Source organism: Rhizobium sp. AAP43, assembly GCF_001296045.1.
GTDB lineage: Bacteria > Pseudomonadota > Alphaproteobacteria > Rhizobiales > Rhizobiaceae > Allorhizobium.
The window spans coordinates 324,459-348,551 of record NZ_LJHS01000005.1 but is presented as its reverse complement, the minus strand read 5'-3'; the positions used below and the strand labels follow the sequence as shown (position 1 = coordinate 348,551).

Below are 24,093 nucleotides of genomic sequence, written 5' to 3'. Positions count from 1 at the left end.
GATGCTCTACGACATCACGCTGCATATCGGCTATTCCTACGAAGTCCCGGCCACCGGCGCCCATCACATGTTGCGGCTGCTGCCGCTTTCGCTGCCAGACCGTCAACGCCTGGTCGCCGGCGCCGTAACCGTCACGCCAGCACCGGACGAGATCTCGACCTTCACGGATTTCTTCCGCCACGCGACGAGCCACGCCATTCTGCGGTCGCCGCACGAAAAGCTCGATATCCGCATGCAGGCCCGTGTGATGCTGCAGGCACAGCCGCTTTCCGCCGACTTTTCGCCGATCCTGGACCGCTTGCCGCCCGAGATTGCCGAAACCTGGTCACTGGAACCGGAATCGCCGCATCATTTCATCGGCACGAGCCCGCGCCTGCCGCGCGACAAGCAGATTGCGGCCTATGCCCGCGAGCAGCTGAAGCCCAGCATGACTGTGCGCCAGATCGCCGAGCAGCTTTGCGCCCGCATTCACAAGGATTTCAAATACGACGCCGCGGCGACCACGGTGGACACCACGCCGACGGAGGCCTTTGCGCTGAAGCGCGGTGTCTGCCAGGACTTTTCCCATGTGATGATCGTGGCCCTCCGGAGCCTCGGCATACCGGCGGGCTATGTCAGCGGCTTCCTGCGCACCATTCCGCCACCGGGTAAGGAGAGGCTGGAAGGCGCCGATGCCATGCATGCCTGGGTACGCGTCTGGTGCGGCAAGCTGACCGGCTGGCTCGAATTCGACCCGACCAATGACGTGCCTGCCGGCACCGATCATATCGTTGTCGGCTACGGTCGCGACTATGCGGATGTGGCTCCTGTGATCGGCGTATTGAAGAGCTACGGCTCGCACAAGACCGAGCAAGCCGTAGATGTGATCCCGATCAAACCCTAAAAAATAACAGGAAAAATCGGAAAATCCGCCGAAAACCGGGCCTTATGCCGGGATTGCATCGAATTATACGGATTGTCTTAAACAGGATGAAACAGGTCTCTGTCATAAAGCATCCAAACCCTGCCTTTGGATGGACATGATGACTGGAACCAAGACTGAGAAGCGACTTTCGGTTCGCCGGATGCTCACCGATCGGGGCGGCAACTTTGCCATGATGACGGCAATCCTGCTGCCTGTGACGCTCGCAACCGTTGGCGTTGCGATGGACATGAACAACCTCGTTCAGGTCAAGAGCGCACTGCAGGACGCAGCCGATTCTGCGGCCCTCTCGGCGGCCTCAGCTCTGGCCAACCAGAATTTGACCGACGAGCAGGCGATCGCCCTCGCCAAGACCTTCTACGCGACACAATACAAAAACACCCGAGGGACCACGGACGCCGTACCGGGTGAAGAAGACAAGCTCGTCCTGACCCTCGGTCAGAACGCGATCGCCTCCGTCAACAAGAACATTGGCACCAAGCTCAACACGTATGACGTGACGATCAACGGAAGCATCGATGTTCCGACCAACGCCTTTACCCAGCTTCTGGGTTATAAGAGCGTGAAAATCGCGGTCGAGGCAAAGGCGGAAAGCTCGAAGGAAACCAAGAGCGCACTGTCCATGTATCTTGTCCTGGACCGGTCGGGCTCGATGTCCTTTACCACCGACACCGTCGATACCACACTGTCGAGCTGCGTGAACTATACGGCCGCCAACTGGGCCTATAAGGACGTTGCACAGGGCAAGAGGAACTATATCAGCCCGACGAAGCCCTGCTATGTGAAGAAGATCGCCGCCTTGAAGACGGCGGCAGCCATGCTTCTGACACAGCTGACGACGGCCGACCCGTTGAACGCCCTGGTCCGAGTGGGAGCCGTCTCTTACAACGACGCGACCCAGACGGAATCGGGCCTCTCCTGGGGCGTTGCCGGTGCGTCAACCTATATCACGGCCCTGCCGCTCGTCCCGACCGGCGGAACGGATGCTTCCGGCGGCATGAAGATTGCCTATGATGCCTTGAAGTCGACGGCGACGACGGAAACCAACGCTCATACCGCCAAGGGCAATGAACGCTTCAGCCGCTACATCGTGCTGATGACAGACGGCGAAATGACGGGCAACAGCTCGAACTGGAACTCCAACATCGACAGCCAGGTCCGCACGCACTGCGCCAACGCCAAGGCTGACGGTATCGAAATCTTCACCGTCGCCTTCATGGCCCCGACCAAGGGCAAGGAGCTGCTCAGCGCCTGCGCGTCAAGCGCCAGCAACTACTACGAACCGAGCGACATGAGTGGCCTTGTCAAGGCCTTCGAGGAAATCGGCAAGGCGGCGGCCAAGGCCACGACGCGCCTGACCAACTGATCCACCGCCCGCCATTCGGCCGAACATTGAAACCGCGCTTCAGTAGCGCGGTTTTTTTGTTACCTGCATTTTCGACTAATCTCATGTGGCGCCAGTGGAACGCCCCGACAATGCTGTGCCGTTTGGTGACACCGATCCAACTCCCTTGTTGCAAGCCACTCAATTCGATGCGTAAACTCGGTTTCGAACGAGGCGACGCCGAAGCTCCAGTCGGCGGCGACCTGCATCCCTCCCTCTGTCAGGCGCCCCATGATCAAGACACCCCACAAAGTCGACCTACCCCTCCCGAAGCGCGAGGTTTCCGATCCGGCAGCACTCGCCGCCGAGATCATGGAAAAGCTGACCTACAGCATCGGCAAGGACGCCAAGGTCGCGACACCGCATGACTGGCTGACGGCGACGATCCTCGTTGTCCGCGACCGGGTCATCGACAAGTGGATGGAATCAACCCGCACGACCTACCACAACAACGGCAAGCGCGTTTATTACCTCTCGCTCGAATTCCTCATCGGTCGCCTGTTGCGCGACGCAATGTCCAATCTCGGCCTCATGGACGATATCCAGACGGCGCTGCAATCGCTCTCCGTAGAATTCGACGTGATCGCAACCCTTGAGCCGGATGCTGCTCTGGGCAATGGCGGCCTCGGCCGTCTGGCGGCCTGTTTCATGGAGAGCATGGCCACCGTCAACATTCCGGCCTATGGCTACGGCATCCGTTACATTCACGGCCTCTTCCGCCAGCAGATGGCCGAAGGCTGGCAGGTGGAATTGCCGGAAAGCTGGCTGGCCCACGGCAATCCGTGGGAGTTCGAACGCCGGGAAAGCTCTTACGAAGTGGGCTTCGGCGGCACGGTGGAAACCGCAGAAGGACCGGATGGCGAGCCGCGCTACGTCTGGAAACAGAGCGAACGCGTCATCGCCACCGCCTATGACACGCCGGCAGTCGGCTGGCGTGGAGAGCGCGTCAACACACTGCGCCTGTGGGCCGCCCAGCCGATAGACCCTATCCTGCTCGCCGCTTTCAACGCCGGTGACCACATCGGCGCGCTGCGGGAAAGCAACAAGGCCGAAACCCTGACCCGCGTCCTTTATCCGGCCGACGCCACCCCGGCCGGTCAGGAACTGCGTCTGCGCCAGGAATTCTTCTTCTGCTCCGCCTCGCTGCAGGACATCGTCCGCCGTCATCTCCAGCAAGGCAATACGCTTGCGCAGATGCCCGACAAGGTGGCGATCCAGCTCAACGACACCCACCCGGCCGTCTCCGTCGCCGAACTCATGCGCATCCTGATCGACCTGCACGGCGTCACCTTCGACGACGCCTGGGATATCACCTCGAAGACCTTCTCCTACACCAACCATACGCTGCTGCCCGAAGCACTGGAAAGCTGGCCGGTGCCGCTCTTCGAGCGCCTCTTGCCGCGCCATATGCAGCTGGTCTACGCGATCAATGCCAAGATCCTGCTCGACGCCCGCAAGAAGCGTGGCTTCAACGACAACGAAATCCGTCAGATCTCTCTGATCGACGAGAGCGGCGAGCGCCGGGTTCGCATGGGCAATCTCGCCTTCATCGGCTCTCACTCGGTAAACGGCGTTTCTGCGCTTCATACCGAGCTAATGAAGGAAACGGTCTTCGCCGACCTGCACAAGCTCTACCCGACGCGCATCAACAACAAGACCAACGGCATCACGCCGCGGCGCTGGCTGATGCAGTGCAACCCTGATCTGACAAGCCTCCTGACCGAAGCCATCGGCCCTGCTTTCCTCGACGATACCGCCAAGCTCACCGAGCTCGACGCCTTTGCTGACGATGCTGCATTCCAGGAAAAGTTCGCGGCCGTAAAGCGGGCCAACAAGCAGCAGCTTGCCCAGCTGGTGGCAAGCCGCATGGGCATCAAGATTGATCCGTCGGCCATGTTCGACATTCAGATCAAGCGCATTCACGAATACAAGCGCCAGCTCCTGAACATCATCGAGACGGTGGCGCTCTTCGACCAGATCCGCTCACATCCGGAACGCGACTGGGTGCCACGCGTCAAGCTCTTCGCCGGCAAGGCCGCCCCCAGCTACCACAACGCCAAACTGATCATCAAACTGGCCAATGACGTCGCCCGCGTCATCAACAACGATCCCTCGGTGCGCGGCCTGCTCAAGGTCGTCTTCGTACCGAACTACAATGTCTCGCTGGCCGAAGTCATGGTGCCGGCGGCCGACCTCTCCGAGCAGATTTCTACCGCCGGCATGGAAGCCTCTGGAACCGGCAACATGAAGTTCGCGTTAAACGGCGCATTGACCATCGGCACGCTCGATGGCGCCAATGTCGAAATGCGCGACCATGTGGGAGAGGATAACATCGTGATTTTTGGAATGACGGCCGAGGAAGTCGGCCGGACGCGCGCCGAGGGGCATAATCCCCGCGCCGTGATCGAAGCCTCACCCGAACTGCAGCAGGCCCTTTCGGCCATCGCCTCCGGCGTGTTTTCGCCAGACGACCGCGAGCGCTATAGCGGTCTCGTGGACGGACTTTATCATCACGACTGGTTCATGGTCGCCGCCGATTTCGACGCCTATGCCCGCGCCCAGCGCCAGGTCGACAGCATCTGGACCGATGAGGCCGCGTGGTATTCGAAGACCATTCGCAACACCGCCCGCATGGGCTGGTTCTCGTCCGACCGCACCATCAGACAGTACAACGACGAAATCTGGAGAGCCTGATGGCAAAATCGCCGAAGACGATCGGTGACGATGCCATGCCGGACACGCCACCGGCCGCAGAAATCGAGGCCATCATCCATGGAACGCATGGCGACCCCTTCGCCTTTCTCGGCGTTCAGCAGGCAGCCGGCGGCGGCCATGTCGCCCGCTGCTTCATTCCCGGCGCCGAGACGGTCACGGCCTGCAATCTCGCAGGCGATGAGATCGGCATACTGACCCGGCACCATGATGCCGGCTTCTTTTCCGGTCGCGTCAAGCTCGAGGGCATCTTGCCGGTGCGCTACCGCGCGACCCGCGGCGATGCCGAATGGACTGTCACCGACCCCTATAGCTTCTGGCCGGTGCTCGGTCCGATGGACGACTACTTCATCCGCGAAGGCTCGCATTTGCGTCTCTTCGACAAGATGGGCGCTCATCCGATCAAGCACCAGGGCGTGGATGGCTTCCATTTTGCCGTCTGGGCCCCCAATGCCCGGCGCGTCTCCGTCGTCGGCGACTTCAACGAGTGGGACGGCCGTCGCCATGTAATGCGCCTGCGCCGCGACACCGGCATCTGGGAGATATTCGCACCTGATGTCCGCACCGGCGCGAGCTACAAATTCGAGATCATCGGCCCGCATGGCGAACTCTTGCCGCTGAAGGCTGATCCCTATGCCCGCCGTGGCGAGCTGCGGCCAAAAAACGCTTCGGTGACGACCGCCGAACTGCAGCAGGTCTGGGAAGACGAGGATCACCGCAAGCACTGGTCAAGCATTGACCAGCGCCGGCAGCCGATCTCGATCTACGAAGTCCATGCCGGCTCCTGGCAGCGGCGTCACGACGGGTCCATGCTGTCATGGGACGAGATGGCCGAGCGGCTGATCCCCTACTGCGTCGACATGGGTTTTACCCATATCGAATTCATGCCGGTGACCGAGCACCCCTACGATCCATCCTGGGGCTACCAGACGACAGGGCTCTACGCCCCGACCGCGCGCTTCGGCGAGCCTGAAGGCTTCGCCCGTTTCGTCAACGGCTGCCACAAGGTGGGCGTGAGCGTCATTCTCGACTGGGTGCCTGCCCATTTCCCGACGGATGCCCATGGGCTTCGCCAGTTCGACGGTACGGCACTTTACGAACATGCCGATCCGCGCCAGGGCTTCCACCCCGACTGGAATACGGCCATCTACAATTTCGGCCGGATCGAGGTCTTGTCTTACCTGATCAACAACGCGCTCTACTGGGCCGAGAAGTTCCATCTCGACGGACTGCGCGTCGATGCTGTCGCGTCCATGCTCTATCTCGACTACTCCCGGAAGGAAGGCGAGTGGGTGCCCAACGAGTATGGCGGGCGCGAGAATCTGGAATCGGTCCGCTTCCTGCAGCAGATGAACGCGCATGTTTACGGCAGCCATCCCGGCATCATGACGATTGCCGAGGAATCGACGTCCTGGCCCAAGGTCTCGCAGCCCGTGCATGAAGGCGGCCTCGGCTTCGGCTTCAAGTGGAACATGGGCTTCATGCATGACACGCTGAGCTATTTCGCCCGTGACCCGATTTACCGAAAGCACCATCACAGCGAGATTACCTTCGGCCTGCTCTATGCCTTCTCGGAAAACTTCGTGCTGCCGATCAGCCATGACGAAGTCGTGCATGGCAAAGGCTCGATGATTGCCAAGATGCCGGGCGACGACTGGCAGAAGTTCGCCAATCTCAGAGCCTATTACGGGCTGATGTGGGGTCACCCCGGCAAGAAGCTGCTCTTCATGGGCCAGGAATTCGCGCAATGGAGCGAGTGGTCGGAAGAGCGATCTCTCGACTGGAACCTGCTGGATTACGCCCCGCATGAAGGCATGCGCCGCCTGGTACGTGACCTGAACTTCACATACCGCAAGAAGCCGGCCCTGCATGCCCGCGATTGCGAGGGCGAAGGCTTTGAATGGATCGTCGGCGATGATCAGGACAATTCTGTCTACGCCTGGCTTCGCAAGGCGCCTGGCGAAAAAACCATCGCCGTGATCTGCAATCTGACACCGACTTATCACGAACGTTACGAATTGAGCTTGCCAGCGGCCGGTCGTTGGCGCGAGATACTCAATACCGATGCTGAAATCTATGGTGGCAGCGGCAAGGGCAATGGCGGACGCGTGGAGGCGTACGCTGCAGAAGGTGGCTGGGCGAAAGCCGGGGTAACGCTTCCGCCACTCGCCGTCATCATGCTGGAACTGGAACATTAAGGGGAGGACTAAATGACGGAAAAATCGGCAAAAAGCCTGTCGCGCGACGCCATGGCCTATGTTCTGGCTGGCGGTCGTGGCAGCCGTCTGAAGGAGTTGACGGATAGGCGCGCAAAGCCAGCCGTCTATTTCGGCGGCAAGGCCCGCATCATCGACTTCGCCCTGTCCAACGCACTCAATTCCGGCATCCGCCGCATCGGTGTCGCCACCCAATACAAGGCCCACTCGCTCATCCGCCACCTGCAGCTCGGCTGGAACTTCTTCAGACCGGAGCGCAACGAGAGCTTCGACGTTCTGCCCGCCTCCCAGCGTGTGTCGGAAACGCAGTGGTATGAAGGCACCGCCGACGCCGTCTACCAGAATGCCGACATCATCGAGTCTTACGCGCCGGAATACATGGTCATCCTTGCCGGCGACCACATCTACAAGATGGACTACGAGCTGATGCTGCAGCAGCACGTCAATTCGGGCGCCGACGTGACGATCGGCTGCCTGGAAGTGCCGCGCATGGAAGCGACCGGCTTCGGCGTCATGCATGTCGATCCGACGGATCGGATCATCGATTTCGTCGAAAAGCCCGCCGACCCGCCGGGCATCCCCGGCAATGAGGATTTTGCCCTCGCCTCCATGGGCATCTACGTCTTCCACACCAAGTTCCTGATGGAGCTCCTGCGTCGGGATGCCGCCGATCCGGATTCCAGCCGCGACTTCGGCAAGGACATCATCCCTTACGTGGTCAAGAGCGGCAAAGCGGTCGCCCATCGCTTCGCCCGCTCCTGCGTGCGCTCCGATTTCGAGCGCACACCCTACTGGCGCGACGTCGGCACGATCGACGCTTACTGGCAGGCCAATATCGACCTGACGGACATCGTTCCCGAACTCGACCTCTACGACAAGACATGGCCAATCTGGACCTATTCGGAAAACACGCCGCCGGCCAAATTCGTCCATGACGACGAAGGCCGTCGCGGGTCGGCGATCTCTTCGCTGGTCTCGGGGGATTGCATCATCTCCGGCTCATCGCTCTACAAGAGCCTGCTGTTCACCGGTGTGCGCGCCAATTCCTATTCGCGCCTCGAAGGGGCGGTCATCCTGCCCAAGGTGCAGATCGGCCGCCATGCTCGCCTCACCAATGTGGTGATCGATCATGGCGTCGTCATTCCCGAGGGCCTGATCGTCGGCGAGGATCCGGAAATGGATGCCAAACGCTTCCGCCGTTCGGAGAACGGCATCTGCCTGATCACGCAGGCGATGATCGACAAACTGGGTTAGCCAATCCGATGAAGGTCCTATCGGTCGCCTCCGAAATCTACCCGCTGATCAAGACCGGGGGCCTTGCCGATGTGGCGGGCGCCCTTCCGATCGCGCTCGCCGCCCATGGCGTCGAGACGAAGACGCTGATCCCTGGTTATCCGGCAGTGATGAAGGCGGTGAAGAAGCCGAAAAAGGTGCACGAGTTCCCCGATCTGCTCGGGGAACATGCCAACCTGCTGCAGGCGAGCCATGAGGGCCTGGAGCTCCTGATCCTGGATATTCCCGCCCTCTATTTGCGCACCGGCGGTCCCTATCTCGACAGCCTTGGCCGCGATTATCCGGATAACTGGAAGCGCTTCGCAGCGCTTTCCAAGGCCGGTGCCGAAATCGCCGCCGGCGCCGTTGCCGGTTTCCAGCCCGATCTCGTGCATGTCCATGACTGGCAGGCCGCGCTCACCCCTGTCTATATGCGCTACGCCGAAGCGCCCGAAGTGCCAAGCCTGATCACCATCCACAACATCGCCTTCCAGGGCCAGTTCGGTGGCGGACTCTTCGCAAGCCTCGGTCTGCCCAGCCATGCCTGGCACGAAGCACTCGAATATTACGGCACGATCAGCTACCTGAAGAGCGGCCTGATGACGGCCCATGCGCTGTCGACCGTCAGCCCGTCCTATGCCGAGGAAATCCTCACACCCGAATTCGGCATGGGTCTGGAAGGGGTGATCGCCAGCCGCAGCGCCGATCTCTACGGCATTGTCAACGGAATCGACGCCGACGTCTGGAACCCGGCAAGGGACACGCTGTTGCCGGCGACCTACTCCGCCACCCAATTGAAGAAACGCGAGCGCAATCGCCGTGCCATGGTTGAGCGTTTCGGCCTGCATGACGATGATGGCCCGATCTTCTGCGTCATCTCGCGTCTCACCTGGCAGAAGGGGCTCGACCTCCTGCATGAAGTTGTGCACGACATCGTCAGAGGCGGCGGCAAACTCGCCATCCTCGGTTCCGGCGATGGCGGTATCGAAGCAACGCTTCAAGCAGCCGCAAGCCAAAATCCCGGCCGTGTCGCCATGGTCCTCGGCTATGATGAGGACCTGTCGCACCTGATGCAGGCCGGCTCTGACATCATCCTTGTGCCCTCCCGTTTCGAGCCCTGCGGCCTGACACAGCTCTATGCACTGCGTTATGGCTGCGTGCCGCTCGTTGCCCGGACCGGCGGTCTGGCCGACACGATCATCGATGCCAATGAAGCAGCCCTTGCCGCCGGTGTCGCGACCGGGGTCCAGTTTGCTCCCGTCACGGCCGAGGCGCTGCGCCGCGCAATCCAACGCACGATGCGCCTATACCGTGACGAGCGACTCTGGCCACAACTGCAGAAGCAGGGCATGAAGTCAGACGTCTCCTGGACCAGGAGCGGCGCCACCTATGCCGAACTCTATCAACGCCTCGTCTCGAAAGGCCTCTAATCGATGATTTCCACCGTCTCCACCAAACCCTATGCGGACCAGAAGCCGGGCACATCCGGCCTGCGCAAGAAGGTCCCGGTGTTCCAGCAGGAAAACTATGCGGAGAACTTCATCCAGGCGATTTTCGACAGCTTGGAAGGCTTTGCCGGCAAGACCCTGGTGATCGGCGGCGACGGCCGCTTCTACAACCGCGAAGTCATCCAGAAGGCGCTGAAAATGGCGGCCGCCAATGGCTTCGGCAAGGTTCTGGTCGGCAAGGGCGGCATCCTGTCGACGCCGGCCGCCTCACATGTCATCCGCAGATACCAGGCCTTCGGCGGCATCGTGCTTTCGGCCAGCCACAATCCCGGCGGCCCGACCGAAGACTTCGGCATCAAATACAACATCGGCAATGGCGGCCCGGCACCGGAAAAGATCACCGACGCGATCTTCGCCCGCACCAAGGTCATCGACAGCTACAAGACGGTTGACGTCGCCGACATCGATCTCGACACGGTGGGCAGCTTCGATCTCGCCGGCATGGTGGTCGAAGTCATCGACCCCGTCACCGACTATGCCGACCTCATGGAGACCCTCTTCGATTTCGCATCCATCCGCGCGTTGATCGCAGGCGGCTTCCGCGTGGTGATCGATTCGATGAGCGCCGTCACCGGCCCCTATGCCGTCGAGATCCTCGAAAAGCGCCTCGGCGCGCCGGCAGGGTCCGTGCGCAACGAAGTCCCGCTGCCCGATTTCGGTCATCACCACCCGGACCCGAACCTCGTCCATGCCAAGACCCTCTATGACGACGTCATGAGCGCTGACGGCCCGGACTTTGGTGCAGCCTCCGATGGCGACGGCGATCGGAACATGGTCGTCGGCAAGGGCATGTTCGTGACGCCCTCGGACAGTCTGGCGATGATCGCAGCAAACGCCACATGCGCCCCCGGCTACGCGCGCGGCATCGCCGGCATCGCCCGCTCGATGCCAACAAGCGCTGCTGCCGACCGCGTCGCTGAAAAGCTCGGCATCGGCATGTTTGAGACCCCGACCGGCTGGAAGTTCTTCGGCAACCTGATGGATGCCGGCAAGGTCACCGTCTGTGGCGAAGAAAGTTTCGGCACTGGCTCCGACCATGTGCGCGAAAAGGACGGCCTTTGGGCCGTGCTCTTCTGGCTGAACATCGTTGCCGCCCGCAAGCAGAGCGTCAAGCAGATCGTGGAAAGTCACTGGGCCGAATACGGCCGCAACTACTATTCGCGCCACGACTATGAGGGCGTCGACACCGATAACGCCAACGCTCTGGTCGCCTCCCTCCGGGCCAAGCTGGACACCCTGCCCGGCACGGCGATCAACGGCCTCACCGTGACAGCCGCCGACGACTTCGCCTATCACGACCCGATCGACCAGTCGGTTTCGAAGAACCAGGGCATCCGAATCCTCTTCGAAGGCGGCAGTCGCATCGTCTTCCGCCTCTCCGGCACCGGCACCTCCGGCGCGACGCTGCGCCTCTATGTCGAACGCTACGAGCCCGACGCCAGCCGCCACCGCATTGAGACGCAAGAGGTCCTGGCGGATCTGATCGCGGCAGCGGAAGAAGTGGCCGAGATCAAGCGCTACACGGGGATGAACGAGCCGACGGTCATTACCTGATCTGACGCACTACATTTGAGACTGATATCAACCCCGGCGCTTCAGCTCCGGGGTTTTTCTATACGAGGAACAGCAGCGATTGACTCCCACATCATATCCACTATTCTGGATATATGGATGAAAAATCGACGATCGCGGCGCTTGCCGCCCTGGCCCAGCCGACCCGCCTTCAGACATTCCGTCTGCTTGTGGCCCATGAACCCGATGGCGTGCCCGCCGGTGAACTCGCGCGCCTGATCGGTGTGCCGCAGAACACCATGTCGGCGCATCTGTCGACGCTCTCCCAGGCAGGTCTGGTCTCTAGTGAGCGCCAGAGCCGCTCGATCATCTACCGAGCCGATCTCGACCGGTTTCGCGCGGTCGCCCTCTATCTGCTTAAGGATTGCTGTGGCGGCAATGTGAGCCTCTGCCAACCGCTGATCGAAGATCTCGCCTGCTGCAGCACGGCTCCAAAATCAGTATTGCCGCAATGACCGATCTCTCCCGCCGCCTCACCGCCGAAGCACTCGGCACCGCCATTCTCGTCGCCACCGTCGTCGGATCCGGCATCATGGCCGACCGCCTCAGTGACGACGTCGCCATCTCGCTGCTCGGCAACACCATCCCGACGGGTGCCATCCTCTTCGTGCTGATCACCATCCTCGGGCCCATCTCAGGCGCCCATTTCAATCCAGTCGTGACGATGGTGTTTGCCGCCCGCCGGGAAATGACGCCAGGCGCGGCTCTGTCCTATCTCATCGCCCAGATCCTTGGCGGCATCGCCGGCACACTCATCGCTCATGCCATGTTCGAGCTACCCATATTCCAGATCTCGGAGACGGTTAGAACTGGCTCCGCCCAGTGGACGGCGGAAGCGGTCGCAACCTTTGGCCTGCTCCTCACCATCCTCGGCGGCCTGCGTTTCAAGGCGGACGCCATTCCCATGCTCGTCGGCCTCTACATCACGGCCGCCTACTGGTTCACCGCCTCGACGTCCTTCGCCAATCCGGCCGTCGCAATCGCCCGCAGCCTGACCAACACATTTGCTGGCATCCGCCCAATCGATTTACCGGGTTTCATCATCGCGCAAATCATTGGCACCGTGCTGGCTTCCATGCTCGCAGCATGGCTGTTTGCCGATGAAGGCCGCGACCCACAGCACAACCGCTCAAGGAGCCGATAGACCATGAACGTCACCATCTACCACAACCCGGCCTGCGGCACCTCGCGCAACACGCTGGATCTCATCCGCCATGCCGGTATCGAGCCCACGGTCATCGAATATCTAAAGACCCCGCCGAGCAAGCCGGAACTGGCAAAGATGATCGCCGACTCTGGCCTCTCCGTGCGCGAAGCGATCCGCGAAAAGGGCACACCTTACGAGGATCTCGGCCTTGCCGATCCCGCCCTTTCAGACGATCAACTGCTCGACGCCATGATCGCGACCCCTATCCTGATCAACCGCCCGCTTGTCGTCACGGAAATGGGCACCCGCCTCTGCCGGCCGTCCGAAGTCGTGCTCGACATTCTCCCCGCCGATGCCTTCACTGCTGCCTTCGTGAAAGAAGACGGCGAGGCCGTGCTCGATGCGGAGGGCAAGCGCCTTGTCTGACAACAAGCCTGATCACACCACCGATCTGCCGGCCGCCGATCTCGATCACCTCCGCCTGCCGGACCTGGAGGCGCTGCGCCGCCCCTTCTCGACGCACAAGCCGCGGATCCTGATCCTCTACGGTTCGCTGCGGCAGATCTCCTTCAGCCGCCTGCTGGCAATGGAAGCCAAGCGTCTGCTCGAGCATTTCGGCGCCGAGGTGAAGGTTTTCGACCCCTCCGGCCTGCCCTTGCCCGACGATGCACCGGTCAGCCACCCCAAGGTCCAGGAACTGCGCGATCTCTCTGCGTGGTCAGAAGGTCAGGTCTGGGTGAGCCCCGAGCGCCACGGCACGCTGACTGGCATCATGAAGGCGCAAATCGACTGGATTCCCTTGTCCGTCGGCGCTATCAGGCCGACTCAGGGCAAGACGCTCGCCGTCATGCAGGTCTCCGGCGGCTCGCAATCGTTCAACGCCGTCAACGCCATGCGCCTGCTCGGCCGCTGGATGCGAATGATCACCATCCCCAACCAATCCTCTGTCGCCAAGGCCTGGCAGGAATTCGACGTCGATGGCCGGATGAAGCCTTCGTCCTATTACGAGCGCGTCGTCGACGTTTGCGAGGAACTGGTGAAGTTCACCTACCTCACACGAGACATCTCGGACTACCTCATCGATCGCTATAGCGAACGCAAGGAAGCCGCGGCCAAGGCGGCAAAGCCCCTCAACCTAGCCGCCCTGTAATAGTCGGCGGCCCCCATTTGCGCGCAGCGGGGGCCTGCTATTCTCTTCTGAACGGAGAGAATCACCGAGATCGCGAGGCCGTGCATGACAGAGCCGATGCCGGGAGTCACAGTCGGACACACCGGAGCCGATTTCCGGCTCTGGTCTCACCATTGCAGCCATGTCGAGCTTTGCCTCTTCGACGCCGATGGACAAGATGAGCTGGCCCGTGTGCCCCTGACGCGCGGCGACGGCGACATCCACCACGTCTTTGTCGAGGGTGCGAAGGAAGGAACCCGTTACGGTTTTCGCGTTCACGGCCCCTATGCGCCAACCGATGGGCACTGGTATGATCCGGCAAAGCTGCTGATCGACCCCTATGCCACAGAGCTCGACCGGCCCTTCGTATACGATCCCCGCTTGGGCCAGTTTGGCGTCGATACCGCCGGCCTGATGCCGAAGGCGATCCTGCGGCATCATCAGCCGCTGCGTCCGATGATGCCGCTCGGCGACCGCGCCGGTTTCATCTACGAGGTCAACGTCAAGGCGCTGACCATGCTGCATCCGGATGTACCGGACGCGCAAAAGGGTACGCTGGCAGCCATTGCCCATCCCGCCATCCTCGCCCATCTCAGGCGTATCGGCGTCGACATGGTCGAACTCATGCCGATCACCGCCTGGATCGACGAGCGACATCTGCCACCCCTCGGCCTCACCAATAGCTGGGGTTACAACCCCGTCGCCATGATGGCGCTCGATCCGCGCATTGTACCGGGCGGCGTCCACGAACTGCGCGAAACGGTGGCGGCGCTCCATGCAGAGGGCATCGGCGTCATCCTTGACCTCGTCTTCAACCACACCGGGGAAAGCGATGTGCACGGCACGACCCTCTCGATGCGCGGCATCGACAATCGCTCGCACTTCCGCCATGTTGCCAATGATCCGGGCAAACTGGTCAACGACACCGGTTGCGGCAATACGCTCGCCTGCGATCACCCCTTCATCCGCAAGCTAATCGTCGACACGCTCCGCCACTTCGTCCTCTCAGCCGGCGTCGACGGTTTCCGCTTTGACCTCGCGCCGATCATGGGCCGGCACTGGGACGGTTTCCACGCCGACGCTCCCACCCTCAAGGCCATCATCGAAGACGAAGTGCTGGAAGACCGCATCCTGATTGCCGAGCCCTGGGATATCGGCCCCGGCGGTTATCAGCTCGGCCGCTTCCCCTCCGCCTTCCTCGAATGGAACGACCGCGCACGCGATACCTACCGACGCCACTGGCGCGGTGATGGCGGAACGACCGGCGACCTCGCAACAGCATTGGCCGGTTCGGCGGATCTGTTTGGAAACAGCGGCCTTCCGCTCACCCGCAGCGTCAACTTCATCGCGGCCCATGATGGCTTCTCGCTCTACGACCTCGTCTCTCATACCCACAAACACAATGCGGCCAATGGCGAGGACAACCGCGACGGCCATAACGAGAACCATTCCTGGAACAATGGCGTCGAAGGCGAGACGAGTGACAAGGTGATCCGCAAGGCGCGTCGCCAGGATGTCGAGGCGCTGCTCTCGACCCTCTTTGCCAGTCGTGGTGCCGTGATGCTGACCGCTGGCGACGAGTTCGGCCGAAGCCAGCGCGGCAACAACAATGCCTATTGCCAGGACAATGCCATCACCTGGCTTGATTGGTCCAAGGCCGACGAGGAGCTGATCGACACCACCGCCCGCCTCGCCGCGATCCGGCAGCGCTTCACCTGCTTTACCGATCCCGGTTTCCTCACCGGTGATGGCGACGTTTCCTGGCTCGCACCGTCCGGCGATCAAATGTCGGTTGCCGATTGGGAGCAGCCGGACAACGCGACATTTGCCATGGTGCTGCGCTCGCTCGACCGCGAAACGGGCACCGCCTGCCGCATTGCCGTCCTGTTCAACAGATCCCACGACGCCGCCGCCTTTTGCCTCCCCCCGCAGCCGGAAAAGAAATGGCGCCGACTTTCCAGCGGAAAAGGCGCGGCAAAGATCGAGGTGAAGGCCAGAAGCGTCGATTTCTGGCTGGAAAGCTGATTTTATTGCAGTGCGGTGACCGGCGCCTATTCCGCCTGACGTGAAGCGGCTGTAGCGTTGCCCAAGGATTGATCAATCAGGTTGTTTATATGCCGCGTGAAATTTCGCTGTCGGATGTGCAGGGCCTTGTCGGTGAGGTTGTCGGGGTCTCGGACTGGATCCTTGTTGACCAGACGATGATCGACGCCTTTGCCGGCGCCACCATGGATCACCAGTTCATCCATACCGATCCGGTTCGCGCCGCGGCCGAAACCCCTTTCGGCGGCACGATCGCGCATGGCTTCCTCACGGTCTCGCTGCTCTCGGCCATGAACTATAATTGCCTGCCGAAGATCCGCGAACAGACCATGGGCATCAATTACGGCTTCGACAAGCTGCGCTTCATGTCGCCGGTCAAGACGGGAAAGCGCATCCGTGGCAGCTTCAAGCTGGCAGAGGCCCGCTTCCGCGGTGCCGGCATGCTGATGAACACCTATGAAGTGACGGTCGAGATTGAGGATGAGCGCAAGCCGGCACTGACCGCCAATTGGATCACCATTTCCCAGTTCGACCCGAAGGACCGGCCGGAGACCATATGACCAGGAATGGGCCTGAGACGATCCGTGAGAGCTTTTACCGTCAGGCGAAAGCGTGTGACGATCTTGGCTCCCCCTTTACCGCCCGCCTCTGCCGGCTGGCAGCCGAAAGGTTGACGGAGGATACTTCCGTCGGCGCGGTGCTCCTCGGCTGGCAGGGCAATCCGGACGGAACCGGCGATGCCGTGGCGCTCAGACTGGCCGGGACGCTGCATGCGCTGGTCCGATCCGGCACGGATGCCGAACTCGCAGCCGTCTATCCGCCGCATGCGGTCGATGACGACACCCTCTGGGGCGCGATCTCAAACGCCCTTCAACGCGACGAAGCCTTCATGCTCGACCGGCTGGCATCCGCACCACAGACCAATGAGGTGCGCCGCTCATCCGCCCTCCTCCCCGGTTTCCTCACGATCGCGGCGCTGACGGAAAAACCGCTCGCCTTGTCCGAAGTCGGTGCCAGTGCGGGCCTCAATCTGCAATGGGATCGCTACAGCTACACGCTTGGCGACACGGCCTTTGGTGACACCTCATCCGTTCATCTCGAACCCCGCTGGCAAGGCCCCCCGCCGCCAAATGTCCGGTTGGAAGTTGCCGAGCGTGCCGGCTGCGACCTCAACCCGCTGGACCCGGCGTCCGAAGATGACCGCCTGCGGCTCTTCTCCTATATCTGGGCCGATCAGCAGGACCGTCTGGACCGGACCGCAGCAGCACTCGCCATGGCAACCGAGAGCGGGCTGAAGGTCGAAAAGGCCGATGCCATTGCCTGGCTCCGCCAACGCCTGGCCACGCCCCGCCCCGGCCTTACCCACGTGATCTACCACACCATCGCCTGGCAGTATTTCCCAGCCGAGCTGAAGGCCGAGGGCGAAGCCTTGATCACTGAGGCGGGTCTGCGTGCAACACAGGACGCGCCACTGGCCCGCCTGCAACTCGAGGCCGACGGCAAGCCGGATGGCGCTGCCATCCTCCTGACGATGTGGCCGACGGGCGAGACCCGCGAGATAGGGCGGGCGGATTTTCATGGACGCTGGGTGAAATGGGTAGGCTGGAGCGCGTAAAGCCTCGGCATCCGTGCAGCCGTCACTTGTCAGACACGGCGCCATTCTCCTGTGACTGCCACCACTTCCAAAACGCACAGGGCTTTCGGTAGATGCCGCCTTGCCGGCACTGGGCCACGCCGCGTTTCCATGACTGCCGTATCGGCAGTTAAGGGCTACACGCGGGATAAGACGCTCTCATCGGCACAACAGGCGAAGAGAACGGAACTTTGGCGATGACAGTTTTCAAGGCGGCAAGTCTTGCCGCATACCTCACCTTGGCATCTTTTGGCGCGGCATCAGCCGTAGTCATGGTCGAACAAGGCGATCCGATTATGGCCGAGGCCTTTGAAAAAGCGAAGGCAGGCCTCGATGACTTCCTCGCCAAGGCGGAAAACCCGCCCGAGGGGACCTATAACTACACGGTCAAGATCGGCATCTTCGATGAAGGCGACAGCTATCGGATCAACAGTTTCTCGGAGGGCTCCCTGTCCTCCGAATTCTTCTGGCTGAGCGACATCGAAAGAAACGAGAGCGGCTATACCGGCCGGATCAGCAACGAACCTGAAATGGTCGAGCACATCGAAATGGGCCAGACGATTGCCTTCACCAAGGAGGATATCGCCGACTGGTTCTACATGGACGAGAAGGGCATGACCGGCAATTTTACCGGCTGCGCGATTGCCAAGATCACTCCTTCCGCCGAGATCGACGAACTCTTCCGCTCCATGGGCCTTGTCTGCGACACGCAGGCCATCACCCATTGAAAAAGGCCGGGGTCACCCCGGCCTTTTCTTTAACAACAGGAGCAGACCGCTCTCCTCAGAGCGAGGCATCCTCGGCGCCTTCGGCCAACATGCCAAAAGCATAGTCGGCAAACGACCGCCAGCATTCGACGCGGAAAGTTTCAGCCTCGACACGGTGGAGAATGATCTCGATCTTGCCGAACACCGTGCGGGTGACGGCACCCACCGGGAAAGCGACAAGCGAGAGGTCGAGTGGGCAGCCGGTATTGACGGTGACGTCAGCCGCAGGCCCCGATACGATGATCGCGGCGTTGCGGTGGGAGACGTCCGCTGCCGAATGCAGGGTGCCGGAGGCGGCGCAATCGGCCATCAGGTCTCCGCCGGTCTCATCGATCAGCAGCCACTCGTCCGGACCGATCCAGAACGCCGTGCGGCCCTTGGCGGCGGCAGAGGTCTTCGGCTTCGTTGGAAGCGTCAACCCAAGCGCCTTGGAGAGTCCGGCGACCGCATCGGCACCGGCGCGCAACGAGACGCGGACAGCAACGGGAGCCGCCGTCAGGCGCACCTTCGCGCTGCCACCATGGAAGCCGGCAAGAACAGTCTTGCGCTCAGCGATTACAGCATCAGCCATGGATGCGGCCTCCTTCCTTGTCAAAGAATACCATGTCGGTCACTTCCACCGCGATGGTCTTGTCCTTCATCGGCACGTAGAGCGTCTCGCCCATCCGGGCACGTCCACCGGCCACCATGGCAATCGCAATGGAGCGGCCGAGGTTTTCCGACCAGTAGGACGAGGTGACGTGACCGAGCATGGTCATCGGCTTCGGCTGGTTCGGATTGGCCACGATCTGCCCGCCCTCTTCCAGCACCTCATTCGGGTTCTTGGTCAAAAGTCCGACCAGCTGCTTGCGGCCTTCCTTGACCAGATCCGGACGCTTCATGCCGCGAATACCGACAAAGTCGGTCTTCTTTTTCGACACCGCCCAGGAGAGGCCGGCATCGTCTGCGGTCAGCGTGCCGTCGGTGTCCTGTCCGACGATGATGTAGCCCTTCTCGGCGCGCAGCACGTGCATGGTCTCGGTGCCGTAGAGGCAGGCGCCCATCGACTGGGCCCGTTCCCAGATTTGTCTAAAGACGTCAGCACCGAAATCGGCAGGCACGTTGACTTCGAAACCGAGTTCACCGGTGAACGACACGCGGAAGAGGCGCGTCGGCACGCCGCAGAACTTGCCTTCGGCCACGCTCATATGCGGGAAGGCTTCGTTCGAGATATCGATGCCCTCGACGAAAGGCGCGATGATGTCGCGCGCCTTCGGACCCTGGACCGCGATGACCGCCCACTGTTCGGTGGTCGAGGTGAGCCAGACCTTCAGATGCGGGAATTCCGTCTGCAGATAGTCTTCCATGTGGTGCATGACACGCGGCGCACCGCCGGTCGTCGTGGTCACATGGAAGCGATCCTCGGCGAGACGCCCGACAACGCCGTCGTCATAGATGAAGCCGTCTTCGCGCGTCATGATGCCATAGCGCGCCTTGCCGGGCTTCAGCGTGTCCCAGGCATTGGTGTACATGAGGTTGAGGAACTCGGCCGCGTCAGGACCGACAACCTCGATCTTGCCCAGCGTCGAGGCGTTGAACACGCCAGCGACGTCACGGGCCGTCTTGCATTCGCGGTTGACGGCCGCATGCATGTCTTCGCCGGCCCTTGGATAGTACCAGGCGCGCTTCCAGTTGCCGACGTCTTCATAGACGGCACCCTGGCTGACTTCATAGGCATGCATCGGCGTCTTGCGGGTCGGATCGAACAATTCGCCACGCGAATGGTTGATCAGTGTGCCGAAGGTGACCGGCGTGTAAGGCGCACGGAAGGTTGTGAGACCGACCTGCGGGATTTCCTTGCCAAGCACTTCCGCCGCGATCGCCAGACCATGCATGTTGGACAGCTTGCCCTGATCGGACGCCATACCATTTGTCGTGAAGCGCTTGATATGCTCGATCGAATGCATGCCTTCGCGCACGGCAAGACGAATGTCCTTGGCGCAGACATCGTGCTGGAAGTCGACGAAGGCCTTGACGTTGTCTTCGCGGCCAGCCCCTTCGGCAGCCCCGATCATGCCACCGGTCCAGGCATGGGCGTTCGAACCCGTCAGCGAAACGCTTGAAGTCTCGGTCGCACCGGCAGCCTTGGCCATGGAAAGCCCGGCCGACGTTGCTTCATCCAGCAAGGCCTGCAGATCGTCGGTGCCGTTGCAGGCGCCGACCGAGATGCAGTCATGCGCATAGACATCCGGCAGGAAGCGCTGGTTGGCCGCATCGAACTTCAGCTTGCCGCGCGACTGCGAGAACATGTGCACGGAGGGCGTCCAGCCGCCGCACATCAGAAGCGCATCGACCTCGATCTTGCGCGCCTGACCACCGCCATTGCGGCGAACCGTGATCGAGCGAACGCGCAGACGTCCGGCGGTATCGACGACGCCGTGACCGGTCAGAACCTCGATCCCCAGCGCCCGCGCCTCGGCCAGAACGCCCTCGCCCGGCTTTTCGCGGGCATCGACGATGACGGGCACCGAGACGCCGGCCTTTTTCAGGTCGATCGCCGCTTCGTATGCGGAATCATGCGCCGTGTAGACGGCAACCTTTGCACCAACGGCAACGCCGAAGTGGTTGAGATAGGTCCGGGCTGCTGACGCCAGCATGATGCCGGGGCGGTCATTGTTGGCGAACACCATATGACGCTCGATCGCACCGCTGGCGATCACGACGCGTTTGGCGCGCACCTGCCACAGACGCTCGCGCGGCAGCGCCTTGGACGGATTGGCGACATGATCGGTCACACGCTCGGCCAGCGCCACATAGTTATGGGCGTGATAACCGAAAGCAGTCGTGCGGGTCAGCACCGTCACATTCGGCATGGCCTTGAGCTTGGCGACCACACCTTGCGCCCAGTCATAGCCATTCTGGCCGTCGATGGTGGCACCGGTGTCGAAATGGAAAGCACCGCCCATTTCCGGCTGCTCGTCAGCGATCATGACGCGAACGCCCGTCTGGGCGGCAGCCAGTGCAGAGGCGAGACCGGCAGCGCCGCCGCCAATCACCAGCACGTCACAATGGGCATAGCGGCTCGCATAGTGGTCCGGATCCGATTCCTTCGGCGCATTGCCAAGACCGGCAGCGCGACGGATGAAGGGCTCATAGATCTGATGCCAGGCGGCCTTCGGCCACATGAAGGTCTTGTAGTAAAAGCCGGCGGCGAAGAACGGCGACAACAGATTGTTGACCTCGCCGATGTCGAGCGACAGCGACGGCCAGCGGTTCTGCGTCTCGACCTTCATCCCGTCGAAGACTTCCTGCACGGTCGCCCGCACATTCGGCTGCCGGCGGGCAGCATCGCGCGAAATGTCGAGCAGCGCATTCGGCTCTTCCGGGCCGGCCGTCAGGATGCCGCGCGGACGATGATATTTGAACGAGCGGCCAGCGAGATGCATGCCGTTGGCAATCATCGCGGAAGCGACGGTATCGCCTTCGTATGCGGTCAGGCTGCGGCCATCAATGGTGAAGCGGGCGGTGCGAGCCGGTGTCAGGCGGCCCTTGCCGGGAATGCGGTTGGCAGCGCTCATGCCTTTTCTCCCTTCGATGCAGACGGGGCAACCAGTGTTGCGGGATCGGGCATGGGTTCACCGGCCTTGTAGGTCAGCAGGATCTTGTCGGAAATCGTGTCACGGGCCGCATTGAAGAAACGCCCGCAGCCATGGATATGACGCCAGCGCTCGAAGATCAGACCCTTCGGGTTGTCGCGCAGGAAGAAGTAGTCGGCGAATTCTTCGTCCGTGATCGAGGCGATGTTTTCCGGGCGTGCGATATGCGCTTCACCGGCGGCGCGAAATTCGAGCTCGGCGCGCTCTTCTTCGCAATAGGGGCACTTGATGATCAGCATTTTGATCGATCCTTGAAATCAGTGAGCAACGGCAGCGGCGGCTGCCTCATCGATCAGGCGGCCGGTGCGGAAGCGGTCGAGCGTCAGGCCCTGGGCCAGACGATGCGGCTCGCCTTTGGCGATCAGATGCGCGAACAGGTTGGCAGAACCCGGCGTTGCCTTGAAACCGCCCGTCCCCCAGCCGGCATTGACGAACAGGTTCTGAACCGGCGTGACACTCTGGATCGGTGAACGGTCGGCCGTGTTGTCGGTAATCCCGCCCCACTGGCGCATCATCTTCACGCGACGGAACATTGGGAACAGCTCGCAGATCGCATCCAGCGTATGCGTGATGATCTGCATGCCACCGGTCTGACTATAGGAATTGTACTGGTCGGTACCGGCACCGATAACCAGCTCTCCCTTGTCCGACTGCGAGATATAGGCATGTACGGTGTTCGACATGACCACGCAGGGGAAGATCGGTTTCAGCGGCTCGGAGACGAGCGCCTGCAGCGGCGTCGAGTGAACCGGCAAGCGCACGCCGGCCATGCCCATGACGACCGAGGAGTGGCCAGCAGCGGAAACGCCGACCTTCTTCGCGCCGATAAAGCCCTTGGTCGTGTCGACGCCGGTGACTTCACCATTTGGTCCGCGACGGATACCCGTCACTTCGCAATTCTGGATGATGTGCACGCCGCGATCAGACGCGGCACGCGCATAACCCCAGGCAACCGCATCGTGACGCGCCGTGCCGCCACGGCGCTGCAGCGCTGCACCATTGATCGGGTAACGAGCCGTCTTGGAAATATCGAGCGGCGGGCAAAACGCCTTGGCCTGCTCCGGCGTCAGCCACTCGTTGTCGATGCCATAGAGGTTGTTGGCATTCACATGGCGCTTGAACGACTGCTGGTCGTGCACATTGTGCGACAGCATCATCACGCCGCGCGGCGAATACATGACGTTGTAATTGAGGTCCTGGCTCAGGCCCTCCCAGAGCTTCAGCGAATGCTCGTAGATGTCCATGCTCTCTTCATAGAGATAGTTGGACCGGATGATCGTCGTGTTTCGACCGGTATTGCCACCGCCGAGCCAGCCTTTTTCAATCACCGCGACATTAGTGATGCCGTGTTCCTTGGCCAGATAATAGGCTGCACCAAGACCATGGCCGCCGGCACCGATGATAATGACGTCATAGGATTGCCGCGGTTCGGGAGAGACCCACTGAGCCTCCCATCCCTTGTGGGCACGCATCGCCTCACGGACAACGGCAAAGACCGAATATTTGCGCATTCGCCTTAAACTCCTGTGGTTCAGGCATTTGGGTAGGGCCTTAGCTGTCGCAAATCAATATGCGTCATGACGTGCATTTTGCGACACGCAGGTGCTCCTCTTTCGACACGCTTCAGATCGTGGCCGCAGAGAGCCAAAAATTAAGACCGGAACGCCTGCCCCATATGGACTTCCGGGCATCTCTCTGCTATTGGCCGTCGTCAATCGCCAGACTCACAAGGTCAGGCGAACCTTTTTGCTGTTTCCGTCGATGCAACGTTCGTTGGCGGAAGGACACAACTCTTAGAACCGAAGGAACGGGATAAACGTGCAGGTACTAGTCCGCGACAACAACGTTGACCAGGCGCTCCGCGCTCTCAAGAAGAAGATGCAGCGCGAAGGCATCTTCCGTGAAATGAAGATGCACGACTTCTATGAGAAGCCGTCCCAGAAGCGCGCTCGCGAAAAGGCCGAATCCGTTCGTCGCGTTCGCAAGCTTGCTCGCAAGCGGATGCAGCGCGAAGGTCTGATTGCTGGTCCGTCGCGCTCGGCTGCTCGCTGATCAGCCCCGATTTGGACGTTTTCCTATGAAATGAGAGCGGGGGCGAAGAGAATCGCCGCCGC

Annotated in this window: 20 protein-coding genes; 16 read left to right on the top strand and 4 right to left on the bottom strand. The window is 61.4% G+C overall.

Annotated elements, in window-relative coordinates; translation table 11 throughout:
* The first annotated feature begins 1 nt into the window (after position 1).
* From IP76_RS05135 to IP76_RS05065, 15 genes are all read left to right on the top strand, one after another.
* Positions 2 to 883, top strand: coding sequence for a transglutaminase family protein (locus IP76_RS05135; protein ID WP_054157099.1), 882 nt, complete (start codon positions 2 to 4; stop codon positions 881 to 883).
* A 139-nt stretch (positions 884 to 1,022) separates the two neighbouring features.
* Positions 1,023 to 2,288, top strand: a complete 1,266-nt coding sequence (locus IP76_RS05130) for a TadE/TadG family type IV pilus assembly protein (RefSeq protein ID WP_245281388.1) — start codon at positions 1,023 to 1,025, stop codon at positions 2,286 to 2,288.
* A gap of 249 nt (positions 2,289 to 2,537) precedes the next feature.
* Positions 2,538 to 5,000 (top strand): glycogen/starch/alpha-glucan phosphorylase, encoded by a 2,463-nt coding sequence (locus IP76_RS05125; protein ID WP_054157097.1) that lies wholly within the window; start codon positions 2,538 to 2,540, stop codon positions 4,998 to 5,000.
* Positions 5,000 to 7,216, top strand: a complete 2,217-nt coding sequence (gene glgB / locus IP76_RS05120; RefSeq protein ID WP_054157096.1) for a 1,4-alpha-glucan branching protein GlgB — start codon at positions 5,000 to 5,002, stop codon at positions 7,214 to 7,216. Before IP76_RS05125 ends, glgB begins: the two co-directional genes overlap by 1 nt.
* 12 nt (positions 7,217 to 7,228) lie before the next feature.
* Positions 7,229 to 8,488 carry a glucose-1-phosphate adenylyltransferase gene (gene glgC / locus IP76_RS05115; RefSeq protein WP_054157095.1) on the top strand — a complete coding sequence of 420 codons (1,260 nt, stop codon included), beginning with the start codon at positions 7,229 to 7,231 and terminating at the stop codon, positions 8,486 to 8,488.
* 8 nt (positions 8,489 to 8,496) lie between these two features.
* Entirely contained in the window at positions 8,497 to 9,936 is a 1,440-nt protein-coding gene (glgA, locus tag IP76_RS05110; protein WP_054157094.1) for a glycogen synthase GlgA, read from the top strand.
* A gap of 3 nt (positions 9,937 to 9,939) precedes the next feature.
* A complete protein-coding gene (locus IP76_RS05105) occupies positions 9,940 to 11,568 on the top strand; it encodes an alpha-D-glucose phosphate-specific phosphoglucomutase (protein ID WP_054157093.1) in 1,629 nt (542 codons plus the stop codon).
* A gap of 113 nt (positions 11,569 to 11,681) precedes the next feature.
* On the top strand, positions 11,682 to 12,041 hold the full coding sequence (locus IP76_RS05100; protein ID WP_054157092.1) for a helix-turn-helix transcriptional regulator: 360 nt from the start codon (positions 11,682 to 11,684) through the stop codon (positions 12,039 to 12,041).
* Entirely contained in the window at positions 12,038 to 12,730 is a 693-nt protein-coding gene (locus tag IP76_RS05095) for an MIP/aquaporin family protein (protein WP_054157091.1), read from the top strand. The genes IP76_RS05100 and IP76_RS05095 overlap by 4 nt, the downstream gene beginning before the upstream one ends.
* A 3-nt stretch (positions 12,731 to 12,733) precedes the next feature.
* A complete protein-coding gene (arsC, locus tag IP76_RS05090) occupies positions 12,734 to 13,159 on the top strand; it encodes an arsenate reductase (glutaredoxin) (RefSeq protein WP_054157090.1) in 426 nt (141 codons plus the stop codon).
* Positions 13,152 to 13,883: an arsenical resistance protein ArsH gene (arsH, locus tag IP76_RS05085; protein WP_054157089.1), complete on the top strand. Its 732-nt coding sequence runs from the start codon at positions 13,152 to 13,154 to the stop codon at positions 13,881 to 13,883. Before arsC ends, arsH begins: the two co-directional genes overlap by 8 nt.
* A gap of 96 nt (positions 13,884 to 13,979) precedes the next feature.
* On the top strand, positions 13,980 to 15,926 hold the full coding sequence (gene glgX / locus IP76_RS05080; protein ID WP_245281387.1) for a glycogen debranching protein GlgX: 1,947 nt from the start codon (positions 13,980 to 13,982) through the stop codon (positions 15,924 to 15,926).
* 89 nt (positions 15,927 to 16,015) lie between these two features.
* Positions 16,016 to 16,504, top strand: coding sequence for a MaoC family dehydratase (locus IP76_RS05075; RefSeq protein ID WP_054157393.1), 489 nt, complete (start codon positions 16,016 to 16,018; stop codon positions 16,502 to 16,504).
* Positions 16,501 to 17,559, top strand: a complete 1,059-nt coding sequence (locus IP76_RS05070) for a DUF2332 domain-containing protein (protein ID WP_054157087.1) — start codon at positions 16,501 to 16,503, stop codon at positions 17,557 to 17,559. The genes IP76_RS05075 and IP76_RS05070 overlap by 4 nt, the downstream gene beginning before the upstream one ends.
* A gap of 215 nt (positions 17,560 to 17,774) precedes the next feature.
* Entirely contained in the window at positions 17,775 to 18,305 is a 531-nt protein-coding gene (locus tag IP76_RS05065; protein WP_054157086.1) for a DUF2314 domain-containing protein, read from the top strand.
* 55 nt (positions 18,306 to 18,360) lie between these two features.
* Here IP76_RS05065 and IP76_RS05060 read toward each other — a convergent pair whose 3' ends face one another.
* From IP76_RS05060 to IP76_RS05045, 4 genes are read right to left on the bottom strand one after another with little or no spacing between them, the layout of a single operon-like run.
* On the bottom strand, positions 18,361 to 18,915 hold the full coding sequence (locus IP76_RS05060) for a sarcosine oxidase subunit gamma (protein ID WP_054157085.1): 555 nt from the start codon (positions 18,913 to 18,915) through the stop codon (positions 18,361 to 18,363).
* Entirely contained in the window at positions 18,908 to 21,901 is a 2,994-nt protein-coding gene (locus IP76_RS05055) for a sarcosine oxidase subunit alpha (RefSeq protein ID WP_054157084.1), read from the bottom strand. The genes IP76_RS05060 and IP76_RS05055 overlap by 8 nt, the downstream gene beginning before the upstream one ends.
* Positions 21,898 to 22,218, bottom strand: coding sequence for a sarcosine oxidase subunit delta (locus IP76_RS05050; protein WP_054157083.1), 321 nt, complete (start codon positions 22,216 to 22,218; stop codon positions 21,898 to 21,900). The genes IP76_RS05055 and IP76_RS05050 overlap by 4 nt, the downstream gene beginning before the upstream one ends.
* 18 nt (positions 22,219 to 22,236) lie before the next feature.
* Entirely contained in the window at positions 22,237 to 23,490 is a 1,254-nt protein-coding gene (locus tag IP76_RS05045; RefSeq protein WP_054157082.1) for a sarcosine oxidase subunit beta family protein, read from the bottom strand.
* A gap of 307 nt (positions 23,491 to 23,797) precedes the next feature.
* On the opposite strand from IP76_RS05045, the gene rpsU reads away from it, so the two are divergent.
* A complete protein-coding gene (gene rpsU / locus IP76_RS05040) occupies positions 23,798 to 24,031 on the top strand; it encodes a 30S ribosomal protein S21 (RefSeq protein WP_054157081.1) in 234 nt (77 codons plus the stop codon).
* The last annotated feature ends 62 nt before the right edge of the window (positions 24,032 to 24,093 follow it).

Bases quoted from the DNA above. Each gene is read 5' to 3' on its own strand.
- IP76_RS05135 (WP_054157099.1), top strand. From the start codon at position 2: ATGCTCTACGACATCACGCTGCATATCGGCTATTCCTACGAAGTCCCG.
- IP76_RS05130 (WP_245281388.1), top strand. From the start codon at position 1,023: ATGACTGGAACCAAGACTGAGAAGCGACTTTCGGTTCGCCGGATGCTC.
- IP76_RS05125 (WP_054157097.1), top strand. From the start codon at position 2,538: ATGATCAAGACACCCCACAAAGTCGACCTACCCCTCCCGAAGCGCGAG.
- glgB (WP_054157096.1), top strand. From the start codon at position 5,000: ATGGCAAAATCGCCGAAGACGATCGGTGACGATGCCATGCCGGACACG.
- glgC (WP_054157095.1), top strand. From the start codon at position 7,229: ATGACGGAAAAATCGGCAAAAAGCCTGTCGCGCGACGCCATGGCCTAT.
- glgA (WP_054157094.1), top strand. From the start codon at position 8,497: ATGAAGGTCCTATCGGTCGCCTCCGAAATCTACCCGCTGATCAAGACC.
- IP76_RS05105 (WP_054157093.1), top strand. From the start codon at position 9,940: ATGATTTCCACCGTCTCCACCAAACCCTATGCGGACCAGAAGCCGGGC.
- IP76_RS05100 (WP_054157092.1), top strand. From the start codon at position 11,682: ATGGATGAAAAATCGACGATCGCGGCGCTTGCCGCCCTGGCCCAGCCG.
- IP76_RS05095 (WP_054157091.1), top strand. From the start codon at position 12,038: ATGACCGATCTCTCCCGCCGCCTCACCGCCGAAGCACTCGGCACCGCC.
- arsC (WP_054157090.1), top strand. From the start codon at position 12,734: ATGAACGTCACCATCTACCACAACCCGGCCTGCGGCACCTCGCGCAAC.
- glgX (WP_245281387.1), top strand. From the start codon at position 13,980: ATGCCGGGAGTCACAGTCGGACACACCGGAGCCGATTTCCGGCTCTGG.
- IP76_RS05075 (WP_054157393.1), top strand. From the start codon at position 16,016: ATGCCGCGTGAAATTTCGCTGTCGGATGTGCAGGGCCTTGTCGGTGAG.
- IP76_RS05070 (WP_054157087.1), top strand. From the start codon at position 16,501: ATGACCAGGAATGGGCCTGAGACGATCCGTGAGAGCTTTTACCGTCAG.
- IP76_RS05065 (WP_054157086.1), top strand. From the start codon at position 17,775: ATGACAGTTTTCAAGGCGGCAAGTCTTGCCGCATACCTCACCTTGGCA.
- IP76_RS05060 (WP_054157085.1), bottom strand. From the start codon at position 18,915: ATGGCTGATGCTGTAATCGCTGAGCGCAAGACTGTTCTTGCCGGCTTC.
- IP76_RS05055 (WP_054157084.1), bottom strand. From the start codon at position 21,901: ATGAGCGCTGCCAACCGCATTCCCGGCAAGGGCCGCCTGACACCGGCT.
- IP76_RS05050 (WP_054157083.1), bottom strand. From the start codon at position 22,218: ATGCTGATCATCAAGTGCCCCTATTGCGAAGAAGAGCGCGCCGAGCTC.
- IP76_RS05045 (WP_054157082.1), bottom strand. From the start codon at position 23,490: ATGCGCAAATATTCGGTCTTTGCCGTTGTCCGTGAGGCGATGCGTGCC.